The organism is Pseudomonas sp. CFBP 8771 (assembly GCF_014841695.1).
Classification (GTDB): domain Bacteria; phylum Pseudomonadota; class Gammaproteobacteria; order Pseudomonadales; family Pseudomonadaceae; genus Aquipseudomonas; species Aquipseudomonas baltica.
The window spans coordinates 90,447-113,887 of sequence record NZ_JACYUJ010000004.1 but is presented as its reverse complement, the minus strand read 5'-3'; the positions used below and the strand labels follow the sequence as shown (position 1 = coordinate 113,887).

At 60.7% G+C, this 23,441-nt stretch carries 23 protein-coding genes and 1 pseudogene; 12 read left to right on the top strand and 12 right to left on the bottom strand.

Features of this window, described 5'->3' with window-relative positions; all coding sequences use genetic code 11:
* Positions 1 to 150: 150 nt before the first annotated feature.
* From IFT80_RS10370 to IFT80_RS10335, 8 genes are all read right to left on the bottom strand, one after another.
* On the bottom strand, positions 151 to 360 hold the full coding sequence (locus IFT80_RS10370; RefSeq protein ID WP_342214282.1) for a type II toxin-antitoxin system RelE family toxin: 210 nt from the start codon (positions 358 to 360) through the stop codon (positions 151 to 153).
* A gap of 87 nt (positions 361 to 447) precedes the next feature.
* On the bottom strand, positions 448 to 681 hold the full coding sequence (locus tag IFT80_RS10365) for a type II toxin-antitoxin system Phd/YefM family antitoxin (protein WP_192137630.1): 234 nt from the start codon (positions 679 to 681) through the stop codon (positions 448 to 450).
* A 271-nt stretch (positions 682 to 952) separates the two neighbouring features.
* Positions 953 to 1,867 carry an alpha/beta hydrolase gene (locus IFT80_RS10360; RefSeq protein ID WP_192137519.1) on the bottom strand — a complete coding sequence of 305 codons (915 nt, stop codon included), beginning with the start codon at positions 1,865 to 1,867 and terminating at the stop codon, positions 953 to 955.
* 184 nt (positions 1,868 to 2,051) lie between these two features.
* Positions 2,052 to 4,472 (bottom strand): TonB-dependent siderophore receptor, encoded by a 2,421-nt coding sequence (locus IFT80_RS10355; RefSeq protein WP_192137518.1) that lies wholly within the window; start codon positions 4,470 to 4,472, stop codon positions 2,052 to 2,054.
* 109 nt (positions 4,473 to 4,581) lie between these two features.
* A complete protein-coding gene (locus IFT80_RS10350) occupies positions 4,582 to 5,544 on the bottom strand; it encodes a FecR family protein (protein ID WP_192137517.1) in 963 nt (320 codons plus the stop codon).
* A complete protein-coding gene (locus tag IFT80_RS10345) occupies positions 5,541 to 6,038 on the bottom strand; it encodes an RNA polymerase sigma factor (RefSeq protein WP_122480580.1) in 498 nt (165 codons plus the stop codon). The genes IFT80_RS10350 and IFT80_RS10345 overlap by 4 nt, the downstream gene beginning before the upstream one ends.
* 99 nt (positions 6,039 to 6,137) lie before the next feature.
* Positions 6,138 to 6,977 (bottom strand): alpha/beta hydrolase, encoded by an 840-nt coding sequence (locus IFT80_RS10340; RefSeq protein ID WP_192137516.1) that lies wholly within the window; start codon positions 6,975 to 6,977, stop codon positions 6,138 to 6,140.
* Positions 6,978 to 7,131: 154 nt separating this feature from the next.
* Positions 7,132 to 7,365, bottom strand: a complete 234-nt coding sequence (locus IFT80_RS10335; RefSeq protein ID WP_192137515.1) for a DUF1127 domain-containing protein — start codon at positions 7,363 to 7,365, stop codon at positions 7,132 to 7,134.
* Between the two features lie 95 nt (positions 7,366 to 7,460).
* Here IFT80_RS10335 and IFT80_RS10330 point away from each other — a divergent pair, with 95 nt between their 5' ends.
* Entirely contained in the window at positions 7,461 to 8,315 is an 855-nt protein-coding gene (locus IFT80_RS10330) for a LysR family transcriptional regulator (protein WP_122714447.1), read from the top strand.
* A gap of 53 nt (positions 8,316 to 8,368) precedes the next feature.
* Here the strand turns inward: IFT80_RS10330 and IFT80_RS21880 are convergent, their stop codons facing one another.
* The 3 genes and pseudogenes from IFT80_RS21880 to IFT80_RS10320 all read right to left on the bottom strand — a co-directional run bounded on the left by IFT80_RS21880 (position 8,369) and on the right by IFT80_RS10320 (position 12,542).
* Complete coding sequence (locus IFT80_RS21880) at positions 8,369 to 8,863, bottom strand: methyl-accepting chemotaxis protein (RefSeq protein WP_446730989.1); 495 nt, start codon at positions 8,861 to 8,863, stop codon at positions 8,369 to 8,371.
* Between the two features lie 372 nt (positions 8,864 to 9,235).
* Positions 9,236 to 10,390 (bottom strand): annotated as a pseudogene (locus IFT80_RS21875) (FIST signal transduction protein); the annotation flags it as partial.
* A gap of 196 nt (positions 10,391 to 10,586) precedes the next feature.
* Entirely contained in the window at positions 10,587 to 12,542 is a 1,956-nt protein-coding gene (locus tag IFT80_RS10320; RefSeq protein WP_192137513.1) for a hypothetical protein, read from the bottom strand.
* 621 nt (positions 12,543 to 13,163) lie between these two features.
* Here IFT80_RS10320 and IFT80_RS10315 point away from each other — a divergent pair.
* Entirely contained in the window at positions 13,164 to 14,294 is a 1,131-nt protein-coding gene (locus IFT80_RS10315; RefSeq protein ID WP_192137512.1) for a Fic family protein, read from the top strand.
* 28 nt (positions 14,295 to 14,322) lie between these two features.
* Here IFT80_RS10315 and IFT80_RS10310 read toward each other — a convergent pair whose 3' ends face one another.
* Complete coding sequence (locus IFT80_RS10310) at positions 14,323 to 15,102, bottom strand: IclR family transcriptional regulator (RefSeq protein WP_122480588.1); 780 nt, start codon at positions 15,100 to 15,102, stop codon at positions 14,323 to 14,325.
* A gap of 215 nt (positions 15,103 to 15,317) precedes the next feature.
* Between IFT80_RS10310 and IFT80_RS10305 the strand changes: the two genes are divergently transcribed.
* The 10 genes from IFT80_RS10305 (at position 15,318) to IFT80_RS10260 (ending at position 23,438) form a co-directional block, all read left to right on the top strand.
* Positions 15,318 to 16,082: an ABC transporter substrate-binding protein gene (locus tag IFT80_RS10305; protein WP_122480589.1), complete on the top strand. Its 765-nt coding sequence runs from the start codon at positions 15,318 to 15,320 to the stop codon at positions 16,080 to 16,082.
* Positions 16,083 to 16,096: 14 nt separating this feature from the next.
* Complete coding sequence (ehuD, locus tag IFT80_RS10300; protein WP_122480590.1) at positions 16,097 to 16,765, top strand: ectoine/hydroxyectoine ABC transporter permease subunit EhuD; 669 nt, start codon at positions 16,097 to 16,099, stop codon at positions 16,763 to 16,765.
* On the top strand, positions 16,762 to 17,514 hold the full coding sequence (locus IFT80_RS10295) for an amino acid ABC transporter ATP-binding protein (protein ID WP_122480591.1): 753 nt from the start codon (positions 16,762 to 16,764) through the stop codon (positions 17,512 to 17,514). Before ehuD ends, IFT80_RS10295 begins: the two co-directional genes overlap by 4 nt.
* A gap of 5 nt (positions 17,515 to 17,519) precedes the next feature.
* Positions 17,520 to 18,788, top strand: a complete 1,269-nt coding sequence (locus IFT80_RS10290; protein ID WP_342214287.1) for an NAD(P)/FAD-dependent oxidoreductase — start codon at positions 17,520 to 17,522, stop codon at positions 18,786 to 18,788.
* Positions 18,789 to 18,884: 96 nt separating this feature from the next.
* Positions 18,885 to 19,160 carry a hypothetical protein gene (locus IFT80_RS10285; protein WP_122480593.1) on the top strand — a complete coding sequence of 92 codons (276 nt, stop codon included), beginning with the start codon at positions 18,885 to 18,887 and terminating at the stop codon, positions 19,158 to 19,160.
* 173 nt (positions 19,161 to 19,333) lie between these two features.
* Positions 19,334 to 19,612, top strand: coding sequence for a type II toxin-antitoxin system RelE/ParE family toxin (locus IFT80_RS10280; RefSeq protein WP_122480594.1), 279 nt, complete (start codon positions 19,334 to 19,336; stop codon positions 19,610 to 19,612).
* A gap of 13 nt (positions 19,613 to 19,625) precedes the next feature.
* Entirely contained in the window at positions 19,626 to 19,916 is a 291-nt protein-coding gene (locus tag IFT80_RS10275; RefSeq protein WP_192137510.1) for a HigA family addiction module antitoxin, read from the top strand.
* A 203-nt stretch (positions 19,917 to 20,119) separates the two neighbouring features.
* Complete coding sequence (locus IFT80_RS10270) at positions 20,120 to 21,493, top strand: CHASE2 domain-containing protein (RefSeq protein ID WP_192137509.1); 1,374 nt, start codon at positions 20,120 to 20,122, stop codon at positions 21,491 to 21,493.
* A complete protein-coding gene (locus IFT80_RS10265; protein WP_122801319.1) occupies positions 21,490 to 21,849 on the top strand; it encodes a hypothetical protein in 360 nt (119 codons plus the stop codon). The genes IFT80_RS10270 and IFT80_RS10265 overlap by 4 nt, the downstream gene beginning before the upstream one ends.
* A complete protein-coding gene (locus IFT80_RS10260; protein ID WP_192137508.1) occupies positions 21,846 to 23,438 on the top strand; it encodes a M48 family metallopeptidase in 1,593 nt (530 codons plus the stop codon). The genes IFT80_RS10265 and IFT80_RS10260 overlap by 4 nt, the downstream gene beginning before the upstream one ends.
* The last annotated feature ends 3 nt before the right edge of the window (positions 23,439 to 23,441 follow it).

The window sequence follows — 23,441 nt, the reverse complement described above, 5'->3', positions numbered from 1 at the left end:
CCGAGCAATACACCGATCTGCAGCTTCGGTGCCTTGAGCTTCGAGGATGGCCGGAAGCCCCCGAAATTCCCGGAGAGCACGTATCGCCCCATAATGTCCATATTGGTGGTTGATCGTGAGGCGTAAAAAACCCGCGAGGCGGGTCTTGGTTCACACCCTTCTTACTGCTGCGTCGTAGACCTCGTCATCGCGACGTGCACCTACGCACACGACCAAGATGATTTCAGTACCGTTGATGCGGTAGACGATACGTACATCGCCCGTGCGAATCCGGCGGTACCCGGCCAGTGGCCCGCGCAAGGCCTTGCCGACCTTGTCGGGCTCCCCCTCGGCAATACGCTCACGAATGACCTTCAGCACTCCCTTAGCTTCAGCAGTGCCAAACAGCTAGAGCCCTTTGTCTATCAGTGAATGAAACCGAACAGTCCAGTCCTTCATCTTCATTACCTATTTGAACCGAGCCTCCATATCCTCGAGGCTCACGGTAACGTCGTTCTCAAGGCTAGGCAGGCGGTTGATCGCAAGCAGTTCAGAACGCAGATCTTCAAGCTCGTCCTGCATGGCTTGGTAGCCGTCGATGCCCACAAGCACGGCGGCTGGCTCGTTGTCCTTGAAGATCACTAAGTGTGAGATGTCGCCGCTAGTGACGTCATTCAAGCGCGCGCTAAAGTTGCGAGCCATAGCCGTCTCAGAAACCGCCTGCTCAGCTCGATTCAGTAGTGCAGCCATGGTTAACCCCTTCTTGGTCAGAAGATTAAGACGCGTTGATATGTAGTATTCAGACCGGCTGCACCGGTGGCAGCTCAGGATTGATCGATAGAATGCGCGCCGTCGAAGTAGTTTATGTGCAAAGGGATGTATACGTTGCCACTGCTTACGAGCATCTACACATGCACAATTCGTCAGCAGCGATGAAATGAGCAAACTTGAGGCTTACTTCAAGTACCCTTCCTTACCCCACCCCCAACCTCCCCAACCACGCCTCATACCTCCCCGGCCACTCCCCACTCGCCGTCCCTCTCCTCCCCAACCCAAACCCATGCCCACCAGTCGCATACCGATGCATCTCCACAGCCACCCCACGCTGCTCACAAGCCGCAGCCATGATCAGCGTATTGTGCGGATCAACCACGGAGTCATCCTCCGCCTGCACCAAGAACTCGGGCGGTGTGCTGCCAGTTACACGGTTCTGCACAGACCACTCAGCCTCTTCTTGCGCCGATGCATCTGGCCCCACCAATACCTTGTGAGTCGAGGTATATGTATAAGGCCGCTCCAACGTAATGGGTGGATAGATCAACGCCGCCCCCTCAGCGACGGCGGAGATCGAATCGATGCTGTCTTGCGCGACATACGTCTGAGAATCGCCAAGCGTCGCGGTCATGCCCATCAGATGCCCACCCGCCGAAAAGCCCAGCAGGGTCACATGCTTTTCCCGGCTGCGAACGATGCGCAGCGCGCGTTGTGCATCTTGCAGCGCTACGATGTTGCCGGCGTTCCAGCCTTCGCTTGGCAAGCGGTAGGCCAGCACGTACGCGGTATACCCGCGCTCCGTCAGCCAATCGGCCAGGGGCCATCCCTCGATCCCAAGTTCGATTCGTTTATAGCCCCCGCCAGCAGCGACGATCACGGCTTTTCCATTGGGTTTGGCGGGCTTGAATATCTGCAGGTAAGGGCGGGTGACGTTGCTCAGAGAGCCATGGGATGTGAGGGTGTTATCTCCCGACGGTCCGCCTCCACCTGGCGGTACGCCGCTCCACAGCTCGACTGTTTCGCTGTTGGCCGGTGGGTCATTGGCCTGAGCGGCGGCCAGTTTCAACATCAGCATTGCCGTGCCGGCGCCCAGGATGAAATTGCGGCGATTCATGAAAGCTCACTCAGTCGGTGGACGAGAATTTCTTACGCACCCTAGTATCTTGTTGGGTGCTTCAGGAAAGCTACCTCACTTTCGACCGACCGCACTGAGCTCCGCATATTTTTCAAGCATTCATGATCGACGACTCACTATCAGCTCACGCTAACCTGTGCCCATCCGGCCGGAACAAGCCCTCTCAGTACTTCCACGTCACCGAAGCCGTCAAATTGCGCGGCGCGCCGTAGTTGGTCGACCCTGACGACTGATACAGCGACAGCAAGTACTTGCGATCGGTGACGTTGTTGAGGTTCAGCGAGGTGCTCCAGTTGTCGTCGATGTCGTAGCTGGCCATCAAGTCCACCAGCGCGTAAGCCTCTTGGCGCACGTTGCTGTTGGTGTCGACCTCGGTTGCACTCTGCCATTGGAAACGGGTGCCTACCTTGACGCTGGGCATCTCGGGCAGGCGGTAGGTCAGGCTGCCGCGCAGGGTGTGGGTGGGGATGTACTTGCGGGTGTCGTCGCCGTTGTCGTCTTCGATCTGCACGAAGGTATAGCCGCCTGCTATGTCCAGGCCGGGTAGCGCTTCGCCCGACGCGCCCAGTTCGAAGCCGTGGCTTTTGACGTTAGTGCCGCGGTACAGGTACTGGCCACCGACGATTTCGCCGGTGAGCTCGGCGACGTTTTGCTGATCGGTTTTGAACGCGGCAGCGGTGAGGGTGAGTCGCTCATCGAGCACGAGGCCTTTGACACCCACTTCCAGGCTTTTGCCTTCGAGCGGAAGGATCAAGCCGCCGCTGGTGCTGCGCAGGTATTGCGGTTTGAAGATTTTCGTCCAGCTGGTGTACAGGCTCCACTGTGGGGTGAGGTCGTAGACCAGGCCGGTGTACGGGGTCACTTTGCCGTGCACCCGTGTGTCGTGGGGCGATCCGTACCCGGCGCCATCGCCGTCGGCGCTGAGCATGCGTGCGCCGGCAATCCAGTGCAGGTCATCGACAACGCTGAAGCGCGCGCCGGCGAACAGGCTCTTTTGTCGGTCGGTGAACAGCTGGGTATTGAGGTCGTCGGTGTAGTTCAGCGGCGGTTGCACGACGTTGCCGGACAGCGCGTCGGCCAGGCTCACCATTTGGTTGCCGGATGCATCTTTGTAATGCCCGACCTCGTCGTGGTGGGTGCGGCCGTAGTTGGCGCCCAGGGTCAGTTCATGTTCCCTGCCGAACAGCGCGAAGGGTCCGGACAGTTTCGCTTCGGCGGTGACTTGCTCTTCCTTGCTGGTGGTACGGTTGATATAGCCATACACCTGGTCCGCGCTGGCGGGGATGGCGTAGAACATCTTGGTGTCGGAATCCTGCTTCATTCCGGCCAGGGTCAGGGTGCTGGTCCAGCCATTGTCGAACGCGTGGGTCAGCTCGGCGAAGGCGCGCTGGGTGTGCACGTCCCAGTAAGTCCAGGGCTGGCCGACACTGGAGCTGCGGCTGCTGTAGTGAATGCGGTTGCCCTGGTAGTCGGCGATGGGCAAGGCGCCCCAGGTGCTGCCATTGGAGTAGCTGTTCTGCTGGGTGAAGCCTACGGTGAGGGTGTCGGCATCGGACAGGTCGAAAGCCAGCAGGCCTGCCGCGACGTTGACCTCATGGCCGTACTGATCGAGGTAGGAGTTGCCTTTGTCATGGGAGGTGATGAAGCGTCCGCGAACGTTCCCGCTTTGGCTGAGTGGACCCGACACGTCAAAGCTCAAGCGGCGGTTGTCCCACGAGCCCACGCTGCTGTCGACCCGCGCCTGGAACGTGTCCGTGGGGCGTTTGCGCACCAGGTTGACCGTGGCAGACGGATCGCCGGTGCCGCTCATCAAGCCGTTGGCGCCGTGCAGCACGTCGACCTGCTCGAACTCGGTCATGTCCTGATCGCCGACCAATACGCCGCCGGAGAACGGCAGGCTCATGCCGTCGAACTCGAAGTTCTCGATCTTGAAACCACGTGAGGTAAAGGCGGTGCGATCGGTTTCGAACTGTTCCACGGTCACCGACGGTGCGTTACGCAGCGCGTCTTTCACGCTGTTGAGCTGGAAGTCGTCCATCTGCTCGCGCGTAATCACGGTGATCGCTTGCGGGGTTTCCTTGTCGCTCAGGCCCAGGCGAGTGGTGCTGGACACCGGGTTTGCCCGGTAACCGCGGGTTGGGCTGACGTCGCCGGAGGTTTGATACTGGATCTGCGTGGGCGCCAGGAGGATTTCGCTGCTGGCCTGCGTGTTCTGCACCGGAACCAGGTAAACGGTCATGGCATCGGTTCGGGCGAAGGTGTAGCCACTGCCCTGCAGCAGTTTCGCCAGTGCCTCCTCCGACGAGTAGCGGCCCTCCACGGCAGTGCTGCGCAGGGCGCTGTTCAGGTTGCCGTCCAACAGCACGTTCTGGCCGGACTGCTGGCTGAACTGGAGCAAGGCCTGACGCAGGGGTTGCGCGGAAATATTGAGTGACAGCCGCTCTACGGACGTCGCCGCCGAATTGACCTGCGCGCCATGAGCCTGAAGTGCGCCGACGAGCAGTGTGCACGCCAATGCGGTGCCCAGCGCGTTGCGCTGCCAGCGGCTGTCGATGCTGGATTCATGGTTGAGTTGCCTTGCCATTACGGTCGTACCCCAGGAAGTGCGCGAAAATGCGAATACCAATCAGTCAGGCTAAGACGCATGAGCGCACGAGATTCCCTGAGGGTGCGTAAAAGATTTTTCTGCGGGATCAGGCGGGATAGATCAGGGTGATCAGGTCGGTGTAACGATCCACACGCACCGCCAGGGCTTTGGTGATGGCATCGAGCATCTGCTCGGGCTTGTCCAGGTTGAGTATCAAACTGACCCGGCGGCTGGCGAGTTGCTTGTCCATGATGAAGATTCGGCCTTGGCGCCAGCGTTGCAACTCATCGATGACCGTAAATAACGGCTTGTCGAAGAACACCAGGCGTCCGCTGCGCCAGGCGAGTACCTGGGCCAGTTCGGCATGCTGGATGGGGCCGGTCCGATCACTGCTGAAACGCAGCGACAGGCCCTCTGCCAGATCGATCTGCTGGTTGGCCGTTACCACACGGACCGTCTTGCGGCTTACCGTCAGCAGTGTCGATGCGTCATCGCATGACAGACAGAATTCGCCCTCGGCGGCCATCACCTGCCCGGATCGGCTGTTGACCGTGAACTCACCGGCGGCTGCAGGCAGCACAGTGAAGTAAGCCTCGCCGTGAAGCAGTTCCACGGCACGCCGGGTCGGCGAAATATCCACATTCAATGCGGTATGGCCGGCAAGGTCGACGGTGGACCCATCGGGCAAGCTGACCGTCCGCCGCTCGCCCACGGCGCTGCGGACATCGGCGAACGGCAGGCCCATATCGTTGAGCCATAGCATGGAGGCGCATGCACTGACGGCTACGGCACTGGCGGCGATGCCCATGCCGACGAAACGCCGTCGAGACAGCTGCGCAGCGGCCGGTGCCGCGTTGAGCGAATGCAACTGCGCGGACGCGGCCCACAGGTGCTCGAGCTGGGCATAGGCCTCGGCATTTCGGGGGTCGGCATCCAGCCACGCGGCCAACTCCGCCTGCTCGGCTGCAGTGGGCGACCCGCCGTGCATCAACGCAAACCAGGCGCTGGCTTGATGGCTTATGTCGTCAACGTGCGCCACAGGGGACGCTGGTGGTGGTTCGGCGCTCATTCGGACATACCGATCTTGAGCAGATCCAGGGCGCGCACCATGCGGCTATATGCGGTTTTGGCAGGAATACCCAGTCGCTGGCCTATTTCCACATAGGTCAGGCCTTCCACGCGCACCATCAGGAACACCTCGCGACAGGGCGCGGGCATGTTCTGGATCACGACGTTCAACGTATTCAGTTGTTGATGGGCAATTGCCGCTTGTTCAAGCGTTGGCGTGGACGGCTCGAAGCTTGAGGTTGTCTGCGGGTCGAGGGCCTCGCCTTTGCGATGCTCCTGGCGCCGGGTGTGATCGATGAACAGATTGCGGGCGCTGGAGAACAGATACGCACGGAAGTTTGCAATCGGCGTTCGACCCATTTGTTCGGAGAGGCGAATGAACGTGTCCTGAGTCAGATCGGCGGCGGTCTCTTTGCAACGCAAACGACGGTCCAGGTAATCCTGAATTTCGCTGCGGTGGGCGAGGTACAGCGCCTTGAGATCTGGGCCGGACATGAAGGAACCTTGAAAGGCGGAGTGGCAAGGGCAGGAAAATATCACAAAGAGAATCATTTGCGCTTGCGAAGGCGTTGTTGCCTGCGCTTTCCTGCCTGCTCAATAGCGCCTTGCGCCAATCAACTCACCCAGGACCTGATTGGGGATGCGAAAGGGTATGGAGGCGTGGTCCTCGCCAGGTTCGACCACAAAGCCGGTGCGCAGCCCGGTACCGGACAACTCCTGCAGGCGTGAATACAACGCCCTGGCATCCTGGATCCCCTGGACCGAATCGCGTTCGGCCATCACGATACTCAGGCTGGTCTGCGTCATGTCGAGTTGCCCGGCGCGGACGCGTTCGGTGAAGGCGCGTTCAGGTGCCAGCAGGAATTGGTCACGCCACCACAGGCTGGGGCTGACTGCTACGACGTGTTGAAACAGAGTCGGCCGAGTGAACATCGCGTACACGCCCAGCATGCCGCCGAACGAGTGCCCGACCAGGCTGCGCTGGTCTTCGTCGACTTTGAAATGCTCGGACACCTTGGGCATCAGGCGCGTCTGGATAAAATCGAGAAACAGATCCTGACCGCCTTGTGGAGGTGTGTTGCGATCGGCGGGCGCAGGTGGGGTCAGGTCGAACGCGCGCCTGGCGAAGTCCAGGGGCGTGTCACTCGGATAACCGATGGCTACCAGGATGGATCCGCGCAATTTGGCCTGTGCGCGCTTGGCGGCATGAAACGCCGGAAAATAGGCATTGCCATCCAACAGATAAATCACTGGATAACCGCCGGTGTAAGGCACGTCACCCTCGGGAAGGCTGATCATGATGCGGTATTCCAGCCCGCCTTCGCTTTGCATGGTCCATTGCTCGGTACCGTCCAGCGTGACCGGCTGCGCATGAGCGGCCATCGCCGCGCCAACAAGCCAGGCGGTGAACACTGCAATTATTTTACGAATCATGATTTCAGACGGTCCTCGTTGGGCAGGCCCGCAAGCGGATGTCGTCGACCTCAAGGAAGCCGACCGGCACACCTGCGCGGTGGAGAATGCTCTCGCATGCCCATAAGACGGATGACGGCGTCGTTTGTCTTGCTCTGGCGATGGCCAAACCGATTTACTTGCAGAACGGATCGTCCCAGAACGGGCGCTCGATCTCTTTATAGATATCCGCCCGGCTCAAGCCCAGGTCCTTGAGCCCGGCGTCACTCATCTGCTCGAGTTGATGCCGTTGCCGAGTCAGTTCATACCAGCGCGCGATACGCTTCCATGGATTGGCAAAAAACCTTGCTGATTCACTTTGGGTGCAGCAGCTATGCGAAACACAGGCATTCATTGTTTGACCTTTCATCTGCTCATCCTCCGGGTTGATGGCTTGATTCTCGGTTCAGGCTTAACATCAATCCAACGAATGTTTTGAATGCTGTGCATCTCAGAGATTGATCAATGTCCCATTACCAGAGCATCGACTCGGAAGTCCTGCGTACTTTCGTGGCCATCGCCGATGAAGGCGGTTTCACCAAGGCCGGCGAGCGGGTTAACCGCACTCAATCGGCAGTGAGCATGCAGATGAAGCGGCTCGAGGAGGACGTGCTGTGTCGGCAATTGTTCGAACGTGATGGCCGGCAGGTGAAGCTGACGGCTGAAGGGCAGATTCTGCTGGGTTACGCGCGCCGCATTCTCAAATTGCACAGCGAAGTGTTCACCACCCTGCGCGAGCCGCACATGGTCGGCACCGTGCGCATCGGCACTCCGGACGACTACGCCATGCGCTTTCTGCCGGGGATCTTGTCCGGCTTCGCCCAGGCGTTTCCGCTGGTGCAGGTGGAGGTCCATTGCGAGAGCTCCCGGCAATTGATGCAACGCAAGGATTTGGATCTGACGATCGTTACCCGTGAGCCCGGGCGCGAAGTCGGCCAGCTGCTGCGTCAGGAACGCTTCGTGTGGGCCGAAGCCGAGGGCTTTTTTCTCCATGAACAAACGCCCGTGCCACTGGCGATGTTCAATACCGACTGTTTTTGCCGGATATGGGCGTGCAATGCCTTGGACGCCGCGCAGAAGCCGTACCGGATCGCCTACTCCAGCCCCAGCCTCGCGGCGATAATGGCCGCGGTCGGCGTTGGCCTGGCGGTCACCGCACAGTTGCAGAGCCTGATCACGCCGGGGCTGCGGATCATCGGCGAAGCCGAGGGCATGCCCTTGTTGCCATTGGCGAGCATCATGCTGCTGCGCAACCCAGATACCCGGTCGCCGATGATCGATGCATTGGCTGAGCATATCGTCGAGGGGTTCAGGCTTTGAGTACCGGAGCAGGCTCGACGTCATGACCGATCCCCAACCTGCGCAAAGCTCCCCTACCCCCGCGTCAGCCCGGTCAACGTATCCGCAATACCCTTGGTGCGCCTCGCCGTGCCTTCCGTGGCCTGGCTCGATGCCTCCAGGGTATCCAGCATCTCCCTCAGCGCGCCCACCCCGGTGGACTGGTCTTCGATCTGCTGAGCCACCCGCTGAATCTCGCTCGACAGCAGGTCGACATCCACGCCGATATCCGCCGCATTCTTGCGTGTGATCTCCGCCAACTTGCGCACCTCGTCGGCCACCACTGCAAACCCTCTGCCCAGTTCGCCAGCGCGAGCTGCTTCGATAGCAGCGTTCAGCGCAAGCAAATTGGTCTGCCCGGCAATCTGCTGGATCACCTGCACGATGGACTGAATCTGCAGGCTCGAACTGGCCAGCGCACGTGCGCCCAGCACCGCTTCGTCTGCCTGCCGGGCAAGGTCTTCGACGGTGCTGCCGGCCTGGCTGGAAACGGTGTTCTGCCGGTCGATGGTGGCCGCCAGGTCGTCCATGGAAAGGTGCAGTTCGCCGGAGTAATGCTTGATCTGGGTGGCCATCTGCTCCTGTTGCTCGCCCGCGTCAGAGAGCACCTGACCCAGGGCCGCGAGGCCTTTGAAGACGGGAAGGATGCCGTTGTCAAGGCCACGGGTGTCGAGGGCGCTGGTGAAGTCGTTGCGCTTGAAGGCCTCGATCTGTTTGACCACTACGTGATTCAAGCCAACCATTTTCTTCAGTTGGCGGCGCAGGAAGAACGCTTTGAATTCGCCGTAGTGAGCGATGAAGCGGTCCACGTATTCGTCGGTGAACGAGGCGCCTTTGGCGACGTGAAAGAAGAAGATCGCGGTCAGGGTCTGGTTGAGGTTCAGGCCGAGGATTTCGCCGAAGGTCGAGAAACCCACCACCGGCACATCGCCAAACAGCCCGCGCATGCTGCCCAAGTCATTGGCGTTGTTGAGCCTGCGCAAGATGCAGTCGTTGAGAATGGCGGCGACCGGTTGGCCGCCCTTGCCTTGCAGGAATTTTCGGTAGTCGGTCTCGGTGGCCTGACGCAACGGCGTGCGCTTGACCATGACCAGTTCTTCGCCCGGTGCGACGTCGCAGAACAGTTGGATGATCTGCTGGGTGTGGTCGATGCGGGCAATGGAGCGCACGAACAATTCGCTGCCGACGCGGATGGCAAAGGAGTACTCGGCCAGGTTCTTTTCCAGGGAGTGGCTGTCGCATTTGAAGGCGTTGCACAGGGCCTGGACCATGCTCATGATGTTGCCGTTGCTGTCGATCACCTGGTCGATGGTACGGTCTTCGACGGAGGCGGTGAGCACGCTGAACGTCAGCCCGACCGGTTCGAAGTTCTGGCTTTTGAACACACCGAAGCGGATATCCGGAGCCGTCTTCAGAAAGACGATCTGCGCATGGTTCTGATAGCTGCGCTTGCCGTCATGGATCAGGGTTTTCTGGAAGTCCGATTTGCCGCCGGCAGAGCCGCCGACGAACAGGCACGGGAAGCGACCGGATTCGTAGAGCGCCTCCATGAAGAACGATTCGGACGCCGAAAGCCCGTCGAACACCACATAGGCCAGGGTGTCGCGGTGGTCGATGGGCGTGCTGACCTGCACGCGCTTGATGTTGTTGACCAGCTTTTCGATGCGCTCGCGCATCTCCATGCGTTTGCCGCCCTTGCGAATGTCTTCGCACTCCAGCGGCACCATGACCACTTCCGCCGAGGCAATCACGCTGCGCTCGAAGCACTGCAGGACGATACGGTCCCAATGCTCGCCTGCGGCGCAGTACAGGCCATCGGCGCTGTTGCACAGCTCACCCGAGGTTGTGCACAGGCTGATGGTGCCATTGGGAAAGCGCTGCCTGACGCTGGCCGCGACCTTGTCGATGTCCAGGTGGGGCGAGACGAAACCTGTCACCAGCACGGGATCCGCGCGCAAACCGGCCAGCGCACGGTCCAGCTCACCGGCCGTGCAACTCAGGCTCACGGCGCCCTGGCTGTTTGCGCGGGCGTTGTTGAAGCGTTTGAAAAGGTTCATCACTGGGCTCGCTAGAAGAGGGCACAGCCCACGCGGGGCGGGGGCTTGCATTGGTTCTCCTATCGGCCTTGGGAAGGGGGACTTGAAGCAGGTGGTCGGGTTTATGGGGATCGAGGCTACTGTGACCTGCCGGGTTGTGTGCCTGCGTTCCAACCGCCAGACCGAACGCTTTCTTGCAAGCATTCAAAATGCATCATCAATAACCGTGAAGCTGCCGAAATGCCTGGCCCTTATGGTATTCAACCCACTCCTCCACATCGTAAGGAATGTACAGCTGGTGCCGAGCGCGGGAAATTGCGACATACACTGCACAAATTCGCTCGTCGAATTCGTAGGCATCCTTGAACGCCCCCGTGGTAAGCAGCTCGGGGGTCAGTAGCACCTGATCGAACTCCATTCCGCCAGCGTCCTGGGCCATCATCAGCACACAACTGGTGCCGAGCTGGCCTTGCAAGCGGTTCAGCCGTGTCATGTCTGCAACGTTGAACCCCTTCTCCAGCGCGTCTTCTACCCATGAGAACGAATTGTCGTATCGATTGGCTTCGCGCACCTGGGCCCAGTCGAGCAATTCGTTAAGATCCGGGTGTGCGCCTTTGCCATGATGGTCAAGGCTGTAATATTCAGGCTTGTAGAGCGCGATGGCCGTGGACATGAAGTGCTGAAGGTCGTCCTGAGCCTTTTTGTTCAGGAAGCTGAAGCCACAGTTGGCGTCGTGAAGCTGCATGACCCATTTCATGGTGTCCCAATGCGAAGCCGTCAACACCGCACAGCTTTCAGGTGGCACGAAACCCTCGTGATAATGTTCCACTCGTACGTCCGCGTTGCGAGCCCCCTCGAAATACACTTTGCTCTTGGCCGAGTGCCGAGAGATAAGCGGGTTGACCAACTTCTCCACGTTGCGCCCCGAACGTAACGAATAGCTGATATCACTGCGACGCACTCCATGACGGCGCGGCACAGTTGCACCCTTGATCTGCTGATACTCGTCGCCAAGGGTGATCAACACTTGTTTGCCACGCTCGATGATCTGCAATAGCGACGCGGGAATGTCCTGACTTTCATCGATGAGCACATGGGTAAACCGTGCCGGTACCACGCAGTCCGCCAAGCTGGCACGTTTGATCATCAACAGCGTGGCGAAATACCCATGACCTGCCCATGCCGGGGTCGAGTCCAAGTACCGCCATAGGCGTCTGGCATACTCGAGCAACACCTTGGCATCCTCACTGGTCAATGCCTGCTGGAAATGCGGAAGATGTGCAGCGCTCAAGCTGTAGTCTCTGGAAGCGCTGTAGTTTTCCAGTACTTTGAGGCACAGGCCCAAGGTAGTCGGCCCGTCATACTGACGCAGGCCCAGGATGTTGAGTTCCAGAGCCAGTGCCTGCTTCGTCGGCAATCTGGCCGGGGCCGTTGCCGTGTTGAACCTGGAATGCTTCAGCAGTGCGTGCGCAAAGCCCTGGAAGGTGGAGCCGGCTTTTCTGTCGCGATCTCCGCCCATGTGCTTGCGCAAGACTTCAAGCTTGCTCTTCGTGCGCGCCAGTACAAGGGTGGTTTCGGGGCGCAGAAACTCCAGCAGTGCGCCCAGCAAATGGCTTTTCCCGACGCCGGCATAACCTTGCACATGCAAGTCTTCATTCAGATTGGCGCGGAAGGTGCGCAGCAGGTTGTCTTGCGCGTCGCTCAACCAGCGCTCCCGATGCCGCGGCGTAATCACATGCTCGCGGTAGGGGTTGTTCGCTCGGTAGTGTCGAATACTGAAGCTGCTATCCCACTCCCCCCCAGGCAAGAGATAATCCTGGGCGGCGACCTCTTCGTCTTCCAGCAAACGCAGTTTCAGGGGTTTGATCGCCTCAAGGCCGTAATACAGCTTGCCTTGGTCGAACAAGCGTTGTGCTTCGGATAACAGGCCGGTCGGTTCTCGAGAGGCCACGGCCCATCCGATCAACTTGGCCAATATTCTTTCGGCCCCAGCGGCGTTCAAGTCTTTTTCAGCGGCCTGTGCCAGGTTTTGAATGACGAGCACGGCAGCCAGCTCCGGACCGCTCAGAGATTCAAGCTGGGCCGCACCGTCCTCGGCGAGCAGGCGTAAACAGGTTTCCTCGGCGACAGGCAGGAAAACGGGATGGGATAAATCAACATGTTCGGCGTGCATAGACTCTCATTGCCAAGCGGTACGTTTCACGAGGGCCGTGGCTGCGCCACCCATCACTCATCATGCAAACGTCACTATACGGGTAGTCCCGTGACCGACGTGCCAACCGGTCCGGGGGGCTTTCAATGCACCTCTTTCAGGGAGGTACAGAAGTATGCCACCTTGATTTGTACCGCTGTCCGGATCTGCAGGTTGGGCAGGGATGATAATTTTTAACGGACGTTTCAAGCAGAGTCGCGCCCGCGGGTAGACACTAGACAGTCTCAAACCTGCACGACCTTTTCAACAGCCTGCATTGGACCAATACTGGCTGTGCTCTGGAGCCAATCGAGCGCCCGCCGCAGCTTTCAAACCAATAGCACAACCCTTCTAAATGGCGCGTTGAATTCGCTATCTTTACTGTGAGTAGGCGCTCGCCGCGGTCGTGTAACTCCAACACTTCAGCAATAACCCTATGGAAGGCTGTATTGCCAAGGTACTGATCGCCTATGGACTACAGCAATACATCACAAACTACGCACCTTGAAACAGTCCTTGATATCCAGCATGAGCCGAATACACTCAACATTCGGCTCACAATATGAGCCGAATAAGCTCCCCAATCGGCTCATCAAGGCGAGAATGCTCATGCCCCAGTGGATCTGGCAGCAACCTCAATGGCCGCAATTCTCCTGGCAACCCGACAAGCTGGCTGACCTGCTGCGTCAATGCACAAGCGAGCAAGGGCGGCTATTGGGCAGGCTCGGCGCCGTGGGTGATGAGAGCAGCCGACAGGGCATGCTCGATACGCTGCTGCAGAACATCATCACGTCCTCGGCAATCGAGGGTGAGGCACTCAATGCCGGTTCGGTTCGATCTTCCCTGGCTCGCCGCTTGGGTGTACACGAGCCCAAAGAGGCGCAGAGAACTTCGCGCAGCGAGGGTCTGGCGCAATTGATGGTCGATGCAACGTGCAATCACGCTCAACCTTTGAGCGTAGAGCGCTTGCTGCAGTGGCATTCGCTGCTGTTTCCAGCGGACGATTCGAGTCAGCTGCACACGCCGGTGCGTGTGGGTGAGTTGCGTGGCAATGAGCCGATGCAGGTAGTGTCGGGCCGGCTGGATCGGCCAACGGTGCACTTCGAAGCCCCATCTAGGCACGGGCTGGAACAGCAGCTTGAAACGTTCGTTGACTGGTTCAACGTGGCGTCGACCACGCTGGATCCCCTGTTGCGCGCGGGTCTCGCTCACCTGTGGTTCGTGACTCTGCACCCCTTCGACGACGGCAACGGTCGTTTGACCCGCGCGCTCACCGACCTGGCGCTTGCCCAGGGTGACCACCAAGCGGTGCGTTTCTACGCGATGTCAGCCAGCATTCTGGACAACCGGGTGGGTTACTACTCGGTTCTGGAACAAACGCAGAAATCCGACATGGACGTCACGCCGTGGCTGGTGTGGTTTCTTCAGACGTTGCTCGCAGCAATTACCGCAGCGATCAAGAACATCGATCGAGTGCTGAACAAGGCGCGCTTCTGGCAGGCGCACCGTGCGCTGCCGTTATCGAAGGAGCAGCTGAAAGTGATCAATCGCCTGCTCGATGGTGGCGCCAAGGGATTCGAAGAAGGGATCAGCGCCGCGCAGTATCAAGCGGTAGCGAAGGTCAGCAAGGCCACCGCCACACGCCATCTCGCCGATCTATTGGAAAAGGGCCTGCTGCAACGATTGCCAGGTGGGGGTAGGAGTACGCGCTATCGGATCGTCGCAGCAAGGTAAGTCTGCGTGCCACGTTTACCCTCGCTCCCTACCCCAAACTCCGCGCCGAATTGCTCAACACCTGCACACACTGCATCAACGCCGGCACCAGCTGGCTTTCGGCGTCGGCGCGGGTCCAGCGGCTGGTGGGGGCGACCACGTGGACGGCGGCCACGGGGCGGCCGTTGCCGCCGATGACGGGGGCGGCGATGGTCATGTCGCCGAGGAACAGTTCCTGGGTGTTCACCGCGTAGCCGCATTCGCGCACGGTTTGCAGCGAGGCCATGATCTCGTCCACGTCGGTGTGGGTGTGCGGGGTGTGCGCGACGCGTGCGCTGCTTTGCACCAGGGCCAGGGCCTCGGTGGGTGGCAGGGCGCTGAGGTAGGCACGACCGGAGCCGGTGCAGTACATCGGCACGCGGCTGCCGATGGGCATGTGCACGGGTACGAAGCGGGCGCTGACGAAGCGCGCGATGTAGGTCATTTCCACACCGGTGGGCTCGGTCAGGCAGGCGGTCTCGCCGGTCAGCCGAGTGAGTTCGGCGAGAAACGGGTTGCCCACCTCGATCAGCGAGTGAGCGTCCAGATAGCTGAAGCCCAGTTCCAGCACATGTGGGGTCAACTGGTAATGCCGAGTGCGCGAGTGTTTCCGAAGGTAACCCAGGCTTTCCAGGGTGAACACCATGCGCTGGGCCGAGCTTTTAGTCATGTGGGCGGCTTCGGCGATCTCTGCAAGGCTCATGCTGCGGCGCTTGGCGCTGAATGTACGCAGTACGGCCAGGCCTTTTTCCAGGGACTGGTTGAACAGGCTGTTGCGATCTTCGGACATGAGGGCCTCAAGGAAATGAGCAGTGATTGAACCCGGACGACAGCTATCAAACAGCAAATACCGGGCCTGAAAATCGTATAGCGATACGAAACCTCCGTTTAACGATTTTTCAGCTGCGTAAATTGATAGCAAAGACCTGGAATGGCACAGAGCTTGCGACCTTCCTCAGGACCGCATGGCGGTACCCACCTTCCGATTCCTTCTGGAGTGACCCGATGAACAGCCTTTCCCCTCTGTTTCGCCGTTTCGCGCTCGGTATCTGCATGACGCTCGGTGCCTCTCTGGTGCACGCTGCCGAGGCACCGATGTACAAGGTTGGTGCAACCGCCACGGGCTCGCCCTTCACCTTTCTGGACATCAAGAGCAACAGCATTCAGGGGATGATGGTCGACATCGCCAAAGCAGTCGGCGAGGCGGGCGGCTTCGGCACGCAGATGGAACAGACCAATTTCGCGGCGCTGATCCCGTCGCTGACGTCGGGCAAGCTGGACTTCATTTCGGCGGGCATGCTCAAGACCGAAGAGCGCGCCAAGGTGGTGGACTTCAGCACGCCGGTCTATTCCTACGGCGAAGGCCTGATCGTCAGTGCCGACGACAACACCGCCTACCCCGACCTCAATGCGTTGAAGGGTGAAGTGATCGGCGCCCAGGCGGGCACCGCTTTCTACGACCTGGTCAACAAAATGGGCATCTTCAAGGAAGTACGCACCTACGATTCGATTGCCGAGATGGTTCGTGACCTGTCCCTGGGTCGCATCAAGGCCGCCGTGGCCGACCAGCCGATCGTGGCCTACCAGATTCGTCAGAACACCTTCAAAGGGGTGAAGCTGGCTGCGGATTACACGCCGGCCAAAGTAGGCGATGTGTGCTTCGTGGTGCGCAAGGGTGACAGCGAAACCCTGGAGCGCCTGAACAAAGCCATCGACACCATCAAGGCCAACGGCACGCTGCAGGGCATCGTGCAGAAGTGGGGCGTGTAGGCTGAGGAGCGACCATGAAGCTTGCTGAATTCTTGCAGAACGCGCAGGACTTCCTGCCGATTCTGCTTCAGGGTGCGTGGGTGACCATCCAGATCACGGTGCTGTCTTTTCTGCTCAGCAGCGTGCTCGGGCTGGTGCTGGCGCTGCTCAAGCTGTCGCCAATCCGCGCGCTGTCGTGGGCGGCAAGCACGGTGATCAACGTGATCCGCGGGCTGCCGATCATCGTGCAGCTGTTCTATATATATTTCGTGCTGCCGGAGATGGGCATTCATCTGACCGCCTTCCAGGCCGGCGTGATCGGCATGGGCATCGCCTACTCGGCGTACCAGGCGGAAAACTTTCGGACCGGCATCATTGCCGTCGACCAGGGCCAGCGCGAAGCGTCGGAAGCGCTGGGCATGCGTTCGTTCATGATGATGCGCCGGGTGATCCTGCCGCAGGCGTTTCGTATCGCGCTGCCGCCCTACGGCAATACGTTGGTGATGATGCTCAAGGACTCCTCGCTGGTGTCGACCATCACCGTGGCCGAGATGACCCGCCAGGGCCAGCTGATTGCCTCGTCGACCTTCCAGAACATGACCGTCTACACCTTGGTGGCCTTGCTGTACCTGCTGATGAGCCTGCCGCTGGTGTACGGGTTGCGGCGCATGGAGCAGCGTCTGAGCCGGAGGAAGAAGGCATGATCAAGATCAGCCAGTTGCAGAAGAACTATGGCGACCACCGCGTGTTGCACGGGGTCGATCTCGAAGTGCAGAAAGGCGAAGTGGTGTGCCTGATCGGCCCGTCGGGTTCGGGCAAATCGACGTTGCTGCGCTGCATCAATGCGCTGGAAACCTATGAAGGTGGCTCGATCCAGGCCTTCGGTGAAACCGTGCAGCGCGGCAGCAAGACGGTGCACACCCTGCGCAGCCGCATGGGCATGGTGTTCCAGCGCTTCAATCTGTTCCCCCATCGCACGGTGCTGGAGAACGTGATGGAGGGGCCGCTGTACGTGAAGGGCGAACCGGCCGCGCAGGTGCGCAGCGAGGCGCTGGCGTTGCTCGACAAGGTCGGCCTGGCGGAAAAGGCCGATGCCTACCCGGAGCAGTTGTCCGGTGGCCAGCAGCAGCGTGTGGCCATCGCCCGCGCACTGGCAATGAAGCCTGAGGCCATGCTGTTCGATGAACCGACGTCGGCGCTGGACCCGGAGCTGGTGGGCGATGTGCTGCAGGTGATGCGCACCCTGGCCGACGAAGGCATGACCATGATCGTCGTCACTCACGAAATGGGCTTTGCCCGCGAGGTCGCCGACCGCGTGTGCTTCCTGCACGGCGGTTATCTGGTGGAGACCGGACCGGCCGACGAGGTGCTGGGCAATCCGCAGCACCCGCGCACCCAGGATTTCCTGCGCCGGGTCTTGCACCCGACCACCAGCACCCGGAGCCAGCCATGATCGATGTGCCTTCACTGTGGGCGGCGACCGCGCCGCCTGCGCGGGTCACCCCGCCATTGCGCGAGTCGGGTACGTACGATGTGGTGATCGTCGGCGCCGGGTACACCGGCCTGTCCACTGCGCTGCACTTGGCCGAGCGTGGCGTCAGCGTGTGCGTGCTGGAGGCGCGGGAGCCGGGCTGGGGCGCTTCGGGGCGCAACGGCGGGCAGGTCAACCCGACCTTGAAGCATGACCCGGACGAACTGGTGCGGCTGTACGGCGCAGCCATCGCCGAGCCGTTGATCGACACCGTGTCGCGCTCGGCCGACCTGGTGTTCGACCTGATCAAGCGCCACGGCATCGAGTGTGCAGCGGTGCGCAAGGGCTGGATGCAGGTGTCCTATTCGCACAAGGGTGTGGCTGGCCTGCACGCTCGCGCCGCGCAGTGGGAGAAACGCGGGGTGCCGGTGCAGCGCCTGGATGCTGGCGAGGTCGCTGCGCGCATGGGCAGCCAAGCGTTCGCCGGCGGTTGGCTGGATGGCCGCGCCGGCGCCATCCAGCCCCTGGCCTATGCCCGCGGGCTGGTCACTGCGGCGCAAGCGGCTGGCGCCAGTGTCCATGGGCAGAGCCCGGTGACCGGGTTGCAGCCAGTGGGGTCAGGCTGGCAGGTGCAGACGGCCAGTGGCGCCCAGATCAACGCAACCCAGGTGGTGCTCGCCACCAACGGCTACAGCGATGGCCTGTGGCCGGGCATGGCACAGAGCGTCCTGGCGGCGAACAGTTTCATCGTTGCGACCCGGCCGCTGCAGGGGGCGGCGACACAGAGCATTCTGCCCGGACAGGAGACCGTGTCCACGGCGCAGCGGCTACTGCTGTACTTTCGCAAGGACAGCCACGGACGGTTGCTGATGGGCGGCCGCGGCACCTTCAGCGATCCCGACGCACCTCAGGATTTCGGCCATCTGGAACGCTCGCTGGCGTTGCTCTTCCCGCAGCTGGGCAAGCTGGATTTCGAGTACCGCTGGGCCGGACGCATCGCCATCACCCGGGACTTCATGCCCCACGTGCACCAACCCGCGCCGGGCCTGACCCTGGCACTGGGTTGCAATGGCCGCGGCATCGCCCTGTGTACCAGCCTGGGACAACAACTGGCTGCCAGCCTGTGCGACAGCCGTGCCGAATTTGCCTACCCGGTGAGCCCTCTGCAGAAGCTGCCCATGCATGGCCTGCAACGCTTTTACATCGGCGCAGGCGTGGCCTGGTACAGCCTGCTCGACCGTTTGAACGTGAGCTGAGCGCCTGCGGCAGAGCGTCGCGCACGGGATTGGCGGTGAACCAATCGCCGTGCGCCGGTTTCAAAGGGGTTCACTCCGAACAATGGTTGCACCTCCATGCCTAAGAAACTTTCCCTCGCTCTGCTGATGATTTCCGCCCTGGGCCTGGCGGCCTGTGACAAGACCTCCGAAGACCATGTGCAGAAAGCCAACGAGCACACCGAAGCCGCCGCCCAGAAGCAAGCCGAAGGCAAGCCTGCGCAAGCCGCCGAGGAAAAAGCCGAAGCCGCCGAAGAACACGACAAGGCCCGTGAGAAGCGCGTGACCGAGGACCGCCACCAGGCGCTGTCCTCGGACGTACCGGACGAGATCAAGGCGCCCGAGAAGAAGTAAATCGCAACGCGATCGGCCCAGGCCCCGCCAGTGATGGACGGGGCTTTTTTGTACCGGGCGCTTGGCTCCAGACCACATTTGGAAACAGCCGGGTGTTCGAAGACCTCTCACAATGTCGTTACTCTGAGATGCCGATACGCAGGAAGCGTGATCGTTTACATCACGGAATAAGCATGATAAAAAGCTTTCGACACAAGGGCCTGAAGGCTTTCTTCGAAACCGGATCAACCAAGGGTATCTGCGCTGATCATGCCAAACGCCTTGCTCGCATCTTGCCGATTCTGGAGCGCGCCATTGATGCTGGCGATGTCGACATGCCTGGGTGGAGGCTACATCCACTCAAGGGTGATCTCGTGACGTATTGGTCGGTAACGGTGAGCGGCAACTGGCGGCTGATCTTTCGCTTCGAGGACGGCAACGTCGAACTGCTCGATTACCTCGACTATCACTAAGGATGACTGCGCCATGCCTATGCACAACCCTCCTCATCCCGGCGAAGCGTTGCTGGCAGATGTACTTCCGGCCCTGGACATCAAGATCGCGGAGTTCGCCCGGCGCTTGGGCTATGCCCGGGAAACCCTTTCACGGATCTTGCACGGTCATGCCCCCATCAGCCCGGACCTGGCCGTTCGCCTGGAGCGTGCTGGAATCGGCAAAGCACGCACCTGGCTGGCCGTTCAGGCTGATTGGGATCTATGGCAGGCAGAGCACCGCGAGCAACCGCTGATCGAGCCGTTTGCCGCTTCCGTGTCTTGACTGCTCTGCCCTCAACTCCGTCTAGACGAAGTCGGCAGCTTCAGCCAGGGCCTTGACGAATGCATGGTAGGTCCTGGGTTGTCCTCGCGAAACTTCTTGGTGGCGTACTCGTCGCTACGCGGCTCAGCCTGCCATCGCCTTGACATCATCTGTCCAATTCCTTTACAAAGCCGACACACAGGGATTCGCTGATCAGGCCACGGATGAAGGCTAACTATTTTCGATTCTGGCTGGGGCAGGTGCTGCTCGGCCTGTTCATAGGCTGCATCGCACTGCTGGACCCCTTCGGGCTTTCCAGCTCCAGTGACGCTGCGTCTTCGCAGTGGATCAATCGCATCGCCGCCAGCAGCTACCCAGACACTGGGCAGCAGCAGGTGGTCGTCGTGCTGATCGACGACGCCTACCTCATGCGCAACGCCACCTTCTGGCCCCTGCCCTATGCGCAGCAAAGCCAGCTATTCAGGCGTCTGTTGGCCTACAAACCGCGGGCGGTCTTCGTGGACTTGATGTACAGCCACGACCACTCACTCAATGATGCCGACAACGGCAGCCAACTGCTGGTCAATGTCTTCGAGCGCTATCGAGAACAGGGCATCTCGCTTCTGTTGGCCAACACCGGCGAGACCCGCGGTGTCGACGGTCAGGCCAACGCTTTGGCGGCGCTGGACCAGATGAGCCGTCGTGCACTGGTGAAGTGGAGCGATGTCGGCGACCGATACCCGTTGGCCGTCGAGACGTCGCAGGGGCTGATCGAAACGCCAGCGCTGGGTCTGTACCGCGAGTTTTGTCGCGACCGCGAATGTACCGGGCTGCCTGTCGATGCAGCCCAGGCAGCGCAACGCGCACCCATCGCGCTGCGCTGGGGAAGGGCACTGTCACCCCTGCAATCGCTGGCCACCTCGGTGGCGGAATGCTCGGTAGCGGGCAACGCCTGGTATGCCCAGTTATGGCAGGCGATCTTCTGGAAGTTCGGCGACAGCGGCCAGGCCACTTGTGCCTATACCCTCACCCTCAAGGCCAGCGCCCTGGAAGCCAATTCGCCCGAGGACCGTGCGCTCTTGCGGCAGTTGCTCAGCGACAAACTGGTGCTGGTGGGGGCTCAGATCACCTCGGCCGGCGACCTTACCCAAACGCCGGTGCACGGCCTGCTGCCAGGGGTGTACCTGCACGCCATGGCGCTGGACAACCTGGTGACCTACCACGATGCGTATCAACGCGATCCGGACAGTTATTTCTGGCTATCGATCAGTTGGCTGGACCTGGTGCAACTGGGTTTCGTCATCGTCATCGTCGGTCTGCGTGCCTGGTATCGACGGCGCCGCCATCGTCGCGCCAAAGCGTGGCGCGCCCCCCTGTTCAGTTGGGCCATCGTCCAGGCAGCACTGGCCGTGCTGTGCTGGGGACTGTGGCAAAACAACATCAGCCCGGCCAATGTCCTGGCCATTGCCGTGTTGTCGATTTCAATCATCTCAGCGCCGATCAGCCTGTTTGCCAAGCGGCGATGGCGATCGCTCGTGCGTTATTTCGCCCAGCGCAGGCGCGCTCGTATTTCACTTGTAGAAGGAACTCAAGGATGACCCGAATCACGTTTTTGCTGTTGGCAGCGCTGTGCAGCCCGAGTGTGTTGGCCACCACCGTCGACGCCTATGAAGCCGATCCGCTGACATTGCTCGACGAGCATGGCAAATCTCAGGGCAGGTTGCCTGTGAAGGATGCACCCAAGCCGCCGTTGCAGGTGTTGGCCACCCACCCGAATCTGGATCAGGTACAGGTCGAGCTTGGCGGACGCAAAGTCTGGCTGGACACCATGGACCTGCGTTTGAGCGAAGGCAAGATCGTTACCACGCCTTGCGAAAGCCTGCCCATCAGCCAGAAGGCCGACACCCGGAACGCCTCGACCATCGGCTTCGGTTCTGGCTGCAGCAAACCATGAGCGCCGGGACGGTGAGGGACCGGGCTTTGCACACCAGCCTTTGCGCCTTGGCCTGCCTGCTGCTCGGTGGTTGTGGCACGCTCAAGGGCGCAGATGCTGCATTCAGGAACCTGGTAGGGCCTTCTACCCAATCCCAGGTCAAAGGACGCTATCTGGACACGGCGGATGTACGCCAGTACTACAGGCTCGACCCGCAACGGGTCAGCGCACAGCGCCTGAGCTATGACGGCATGGCGGTCCCGGCCGGGGAAATTCGCCAGCACAATGTGGTGCTCATTCCACCTTTGCAGACGTACCTGCAAGGCATCGTCGGCAGGCTCGGCAAAGGTTGGCCAGGCGAGTTGCCCGCTCTGCAGGTGAAGGTCATCGACAGCTACGGTTTCGGGCCATCGGCCGACCCGTACGGCAATCTGTTCGTCCCCTTGGGCATGCTCGACAACGTCCAGAGCGAGGACGAGATCGCGGCGATGCTGGGGCACGAAATGAGCCACGTACTGCTGCACCATCATGATCGACGGGCAGCGTTCCAGCAGCAGAATGCTGTGCTGAGCAACGTGGCAACCTCGGTGGTGCTCGCGACCATGATCGCTGACACCGGAGTGAACCGTAGCTCGGGCAGCTTGAAGTTCATCAGCAAGGACCCGCAGGGCATGCAGAAAACCGTGGGCAATACGGTGCTGTATACGGCCTTGGTGAACAGCTTCTCGGAAAACATCTGGAGCACGGCCTGGGGGCGCAGCCAAGAGGACCAGGCCGATCTGCTGGGTGCCGACTTGATGATCAAGGCCGGCTATGCTCCGCGCGCCGCCAGCCACAGCCTGCAGCGCCTGAGCGATTTCCAGGGCAAGCAGAAGTCCTTGCTCGGCAGCTTTGCCACGCAGCGAAAGGAAGCCATGCAGGCGTCGTTGCAGAACCTGCAGGTCGATCGCTTGGTCAAGGAGGTGGAAGTCACCTTGAATCAAGGGCTGGCCACCGGCATCACTGCCGCAGGCCAGTATTTCCAGCGCTCGCACATGTCGCCGCTGGACCGCGATACCGAACTGCGCCAGTACCTGCAACGCCAGTACGATGGGCAACGACGTGCGCCGGTCAATGCCGATGACTGGCAGCGATTGCGGGCCTCTGGCGCGGTCGCACCGTCGCTGCAAGCCTACAAGGACGCCTATGCGGCGACCGTGGCACTTGAACAAAAGAAACTGCGCGAAGCGCAGCTGTTCAGCGACCGGGCGCTGACGTCTGCGGTACGCGACCAGCCCGGCATCCGTCGAGCCGCCTTCAGTGTCGACATGGCGCAGGGCAAACGCCGCGAAGCGCTGATCGAGTTGCAGTCGATCAAAGACTGGTCACTGGCCAGCCCTGAGCTGTATGACTTGATGATCGCTCACCATCTGCGCAACGACGATCCACGCGCAGCCCTGGCGCTGATTGCCCAAGCGGAAAGGACACTGGGCTCCGAAGAGCTTTTCATCACCGAGAAGCTGGCCGCCAACCAACGGCTCAAGGACGACGCACAGGTCAAGCTACTGGCACGCAAGTGCGCGCAGTACCCGACGCGCAAGGACGGTTGCAAGAAACTGCTACCGGCCTGAGGC

Bases quoted from the DNA above. Each gene is read 5' to 3' on its own strand.
- IFT80_RS10360 (WP_192137519.1), bottom strand. From the start codon at position 1,867: ATGAATCGCCGCAATTTCATCCTGGGCGCCGGCACGGCAATGCTGATG.
- IFT80_RS10270 (WP_192137509.1), top strand. From the start codon at position 20,120: ATGAAGGCTAACTATTTTCGATTCTGGCTGGGGCAGGTGCTGCTCGGC.
- IFT80_RS10275 (WP_192137510.1), top strand. From the start codon at position 19,626: ATGCCTATGCACAACCCTCCTCATCCCGGCGAAGCGTTGCTGGCAGAT.
- IFT80_RS10365 (WP_192137630.1), bottom strand. From the start codon at position 681: ATGGCTCGCAACTTTAGCGCGCGCTTGAATGACGTCACTAGCGGCGAC.
- IFT80_RS21880 (WP_446730989.1), bottom strand. From the start codon at position 8,863: ATGGACGACCTGGCGGCCACCATCGACCGGCAGAACACCGTTTCCAGC.
- ehuD (WP_122480590.1), top strand. From the start codon at position 16,097: ATGAAGCTTGCTGAATTCTTGCAGAACGCGCAGGACTTCCTGCCGATT.
- IFT80_RS10265 (WP_122801319.1), top strand. From the start codon at position 21,490: ATGACCCGAATCACGTTTTTGCTGTTGGCAGCGCTGTGCAGCCCGAGT.
- IFT80_RS10335 (WP_192137515.1), bottom strand. From the start codon at position 7,365: ATGAAAGGTCAAACAATGAATGCCTGTGTTTCGCATAGCTGCTGCACC.
- IFT80_RS10305 (WP_122480589.1), top strand. From the start codon at position 15,318: ATGAACAGCCTTTCCCCTCTGTTTCGCCGTTTCGCGCTCGGTATCTGC.
- IFT80_RS10345 (WP_122480580.1), bottom strand. From the start codon at position 6,038: ATGTCCGGCCCAGATCTCAAGGCGCTGTACCTCGCCCACCGCAGCGAA.
- IFT80_RS10350 (WP_192137517.1), bottom strand. From the start codon at position 5,544: ATGAGCGCCGAACCACCACCAGCGTCCCCTGTGGCGCACGTTGACGAC.
- IFT80_RS10340 (WP_192137516.1), bottom strand. From the start codon at position 6,977: ATGATTCGTAAAATAATTGCAGTGTTCACCGCCTGGCTTGTTGGCGCG.
- IFT80_RS10330 (WP_122714447.1), top strand. From the start codon at position 7,461: ATGTCCCATTACCAGAGCATCGACTCGGAAGTCCTGCGTACTTTCGTG.
- IFT80_RS10310 (WP_122480588.1), bottom strand. From the start codon at position 15,102: ATGTCCGAAGATCGCAACAGCCTGTTCAACCAGTCCCTGGAAAAAGGC.
- IFT80_RS10355 (WP_192137518.1), bottom strand. From the start codon at position 4,472: ATGGCAAGGCAACTCAACCATGAATCCAGCATCGACAGCCGCTGGCAG.
- IFT80_RS10295 (WP_122480591.1), top strand. From the start codon at position 16,762: ATGATCAAGATCAGCCAGTTGCAGAAGAACTATGGCGACCACCGCGTG.
- IFT80_RS10315 (WP_192137512.1), top strand. From the start codon at position 13,164: ATGCTCATGCCCCAGTGGATCTGGCAGCAACCTCAATGGCCGCAATTC.
- IFT80_RS10285 (WP_122480593.1), top strand. From the start codon at position 18,885: ATGCCTAAGAAACTTTCCCTCGCTCTGCTGATGATTTCCGCCCTGGGC.
- IFT80_RS10280 (WP_122480594.1), top strand. From the start codon at position 19,334: ATGATAAAAAGCTTTCGACACAAGGGCCTGAAGGCTTTCTTCGAAACC.
- IFT80_RS10260 (WP_192137508.1), top strand. From the start codon at position 21,846: ATGAGCGCCGGGACGGTGAGGGACCGGGCTTTGCACACCAGCCTTTGC.
- IFT80_RS10320 (WP_192137513.1), bottom strand. From the start codon at position 12,542: ATGCACGCCGAACATGTTGATTTATCCCATCCCGTTTTCCTGCCTGTC.